Source organism: Nostoc sp. NMS4 (genome assembly GCF_017115095.1).
Taxonomy (GTDB): Bacteria; Cyanobacteriota; Cyanobacteriia; order Cyanobacteriales; family Nostocaceae; genus Nostoc.
Genome location: NZ_JABXKI010000086.1, coordinates 53885 through 57715 on the forward strand (window position 1 = coordinate 53885; position 3831 = coordinate 57715).

Sequence of the window (3831 nt, forward strand, 5' to 3'; positions counted from 1 at the left end):
GTGCAGTTGTCAGATTTTCACTACGATGGTTTGCGGCTGTCGGAAGATATGCTAGAAAAAGCGATCGCACTTACTAACGAAGCTAAACCAGATTTGATTTTATTAACTGGTGACTACGTAACTGACGATCCCACACCAATTCACCAATTGGTGCTTCGACTCAAACATCTGCAAAGTCGCAGTGGTATCTATGCTATTCTTGGCAATCACGATATATATCACAAACAGGCAAAAGCAGAAGTCGCAGAAGCCCTTACTAGTATTGGAATTCACGTCCTTTGGAATGAAATCGCCTATCCACTAGGAAAAGAATTACCACTCGTTGGACTAGCTGATTATTGGTCACGAGAATTCTACCCTGCACCAGTTATGAACCAGCTAAACCCCGACACACCCTGCATCGTTTTATCCCACAACCCAGATACTGCGGAGATATTGCAAGCATGGCGAGTCGATTTACAATTATCTGGTCATACTCACGGTGGTCAAATAGTGATTCCGGGAATTGGCTCGGCGGCGTTGTTTTACAAAAAGTTTGTAGAAAAAATACCCAGAAAAGTGAGGCGTAGAGTACCATTTTTGGAAGTAAATGTTTCTGTAGTCAAACATTGGGAATGGGCGCAGGGTTTACATCGGGTAGGCAAAAATCAGCTATATGTTAATCGTGGTTTGGGAACTTATCTCCCAGGACGTTTATTTTGCCGCCCAGAAGTTACCGTAATTACGCTACAAGGTGAGTAGTTAATTGAAAATTCAAAATAAAAGAACGCAATCACAGCAAGTATTCTAGCTAATGAATGCCTACAAACGAAGGCATAACCTGCTTACTTTTATCAGAGAATTTAAATCAATGAATTAATTGTATCTGAAGTAGATGACATAAATTATTGCATTTTATCAAGTTACATTTTTATTTTTGGTAAGCTGTAAGCGCTGGTATGAGGAGTATCGGTTGTCTTATGCATTGGTTGTTTACAGGACATTTAAGAGTAGATAAAATAACGGTTAAGATTGCGGAACTTCCTGCATCTTTACAAGGTACAACGTTAGTGCAGTTGTCAGATTTTCACTACGATGGTTTGCGGCTGTCGGAAGATATGCTAGAAAAAGCGATCGCACTTACTAACGAAGCTGAACCAGATTTAATTCTATTAACTGGTGACTACGTAACTGACGATCCCACACCAATTCACCAATTGGTACTTCGATTAAAACATCTGCAAAGTCGCTGTGGTATCTACGCCGTACTTGGGAACCACGATATCTATTACAGCCACTCCAAAACAGAAGTTACACAAGCGTTAACTAGCATTGGGGTTCACGTACTTTGGAATGAAATCGCCTATCCACTAGGAAAAGAATTACCATTGGTAGGATTAGCTGATTATTGGTCGCGGGAATTTTACCCCGCACCAGTCATGAATCAACTAGACTCCGTTACACCGCGCATCGTTTTATCTCATAACCCAGATACAGCCAAGATATTGCAACAATGGCGCGTAGATTTGCAACTATCTGGTCATACCCACGGTGGTCACATCGTCATTCCGGGCATTGGACCTCTAGTACTCTATTACAAAAAGCTACTCAAACAAATTCCCAAAAAATTACGGCGTTGGGTAACATTTTTCTTAGGAGACTGCTCGAAAGTGGTGCGATATTGGGAGTGGGCGCAAGGGTTTCATAAGGTGGAAGAAAATCAATTATATGTCAATCGTGGTTTAGGAACTTATAAACCAGGACGTTTATTTTGTCCGCCGGAAGTGACTGTAATTACCTTAATTCGTCATTAGTCATTGGTCATTGGTCATTAGTCATTAGTCATTAGTCATTAGTCATTGGTCATTGGTCATTGGTCATTGGTCATTGGTCATTGGTCTAAATAAAAGACAAAGGACAAAGAACAAATGACAAATGACACTCAAAGCAGAAACCGCCTGAAGCTACGATGGATAAATCTCAATAGCTTGGGGCGGTTTCTTGAAGATTGGAGAATTCAGGAATGACTAACTCAAATAATGTGGACTGGACAGCATTTGCGCTCGCTCTACTCAGAATTGCACATCCTTACATTCCAACTAGGCAGGCATTTTCTGGCTGTGCGTTCTAAAACCTCCAAAACAACTCATTGAACTTAAGGCAAAAACACATTCAATGGATGCCACAACCAAAAGAGCGATCGCAAACAAAAATGTTAGAGCAGGAGGCACAGGCTCTAACTCGAAAGTTTTTGTTTAACTTTTAACCTGTTTGTACCTTGCTCTTAATCTAGCATTGTGTTTGTTTAGCTACAAGACACCTTTACTAAACTTGAATACCATTAATTTATCGCAACAATTCAGAAATATTGCTTAAAAATTGCCTCACTTGCTTGGCGTGAATGCCAAACAAGTGGGCTGAAAATTCTCAAACCGTTATTGACCAGAACCGCCTGTAGTCGTATCACCTGCGGTAGAAGAACCGCTATTAGATGTACTGTTTGACTGGTCTACTCCTTGAGGTGGAGTAGTTTTAGAGCTATCACTTTTCGTAGCTGGAGCGGCAGTATTATTAGAACTATCGTTCTGGGAAGCCGGAGTATTAGTAGTTGCCGGACTTTGTGTCGCTTTAGGGGCTGGCTGGGTTACAGAAGGTGCTTTTTCTGCCGCAGGTTGCTGGGGTGGAATAGTAATGTTAATATTCGGTTGGCGAGGTGCAGAAGGAGGTGTAACCTGCTGTTGGGGAACAGGAACAGCAACAGGTACAGGTACTTCCCTAGTTCTTTCGATTATTGTGGTTTGTTGTGGTTGAGGAGATGCACTGGGAGTTGGACTACTCTTACTCGGTACAGGAACCACGACCGGCACAGCATTGTTAACGGCTGCGTTATTTTGCTGGTTGAAGTACCATACCCCACCGATAACCAAACCTAGCAGGGAAGTAATGATAATACCTAACAGTAAACCACCACTAGCATTCCTCTCATCACGCTCGGCTAAATCTGCTTGCTGGTAGTTACGCTCAACATTTCGACCTTGTACGTAACCGTTAGTGTAAGTGTTGGGATTCGCTGTATTGTTCTTAACTGTTTCAGTGCTTTGGGTTAAATGGGTCTGAGTATTTCCATTAATATCAGTGTAAGATTCTTGCTTGACTTCACTGTTTTTGATTTCGCGTTCATTGGGAATAGACATAGCCGTTGATTTAACTCCTCAGATTAAGATATTGACGAACTAAAGCTTTGTGAAAACAAGAGGTTTTAATTAACTGAAAATATATGTTGCTGCTATATATTGAGTCGTATTTACTACTCAACTGTTGGTAATTATCAGGATAACCTCTGCGATCGCACAAGTGGCTCTATCTCCAGGGAGTTAATACTTAATCTTTAGAGAGTTAATACTTAATCAAGAGAAAGAGTATCCCAAAGATGGATGTTATTAAACGGTCAGTTAATGGATTAATCGAAAAATCTAGCAATTTGCTTCATATCATGTCCGCATAATTAGTTATGTGAAAGTCGCACACTGAGCAAATATCCCGCCCAGAACTAAAGTTACGGGCTGATAGCTAAAGTCCACTCAAGTGGACTGAACTAAATTTCTTCTTTAGTCCTCTTTTAAAGGACTTTCGCTATGAGACTCGGAATTTATTCCGAGGAAGTATCTTCGCTGCTTATCTCCAACGCCGATTTAGCCGCAACATGTTTTTAATCCGCTGACAAAATCTTTCTACCAGAGGTCTAGGTTTTGATACATATCTAGGTGAGCGCGATGTACGTGTAGCGCCCGGATTTCTTAACTCTTCTTCTATTTGTACAGCTTTATTTAAATCTGAAGCGGCTCTATATTC

3 protein-coding genes are annotated in these 3831 nt (G+C 41.0%); 2 read left to right on the forward strand and 1 reads right to left on the reverse strand.

All coding sequences use genetic code 11. The features are described from left to right. Both HWQ37_RS05760 and HWQ37_RS05765 read left to right on the forward strand, forming a co-directional pair. The coding region (locus HWQ37_RS05760) for a metallophosphoesterase (RefSeq protein ID WP_292744809.1) at positions 1 to 741 on the forward strand (741 nt) is incomplete at its 5' end. A gap of 218 nt (positions 742 to 959) precedes the next feature. Next, positions 960 to 1793 carry a metallophosphoesterase gene (locus HWQ37_RS05765; protein WP_292744811.1) on the forward strand — a complete coding sequence of 278 codons (834 nt, stop codon included), beginning with the start codon at positions 960 to 962 and terminating at the stop codon, positions 1791 to 1793. A gap of 621 nt (positions 1794 to 2414) precedes the next feature. Here HWQ37_RS05765 and HWQ37_RS05770 read toward each other — a convergent pair. After that, a complete protein-coding gene (locus HWQ37_RS05770) occupies positions 2415 to 3173 on the reverse strand; it encodes a hypothetical protein (protein WP_292744813.1) in 759 nt (252 codons plus the stop codon). Positions 3174 to 3831 lie beyond the last annotated feature (658 nt).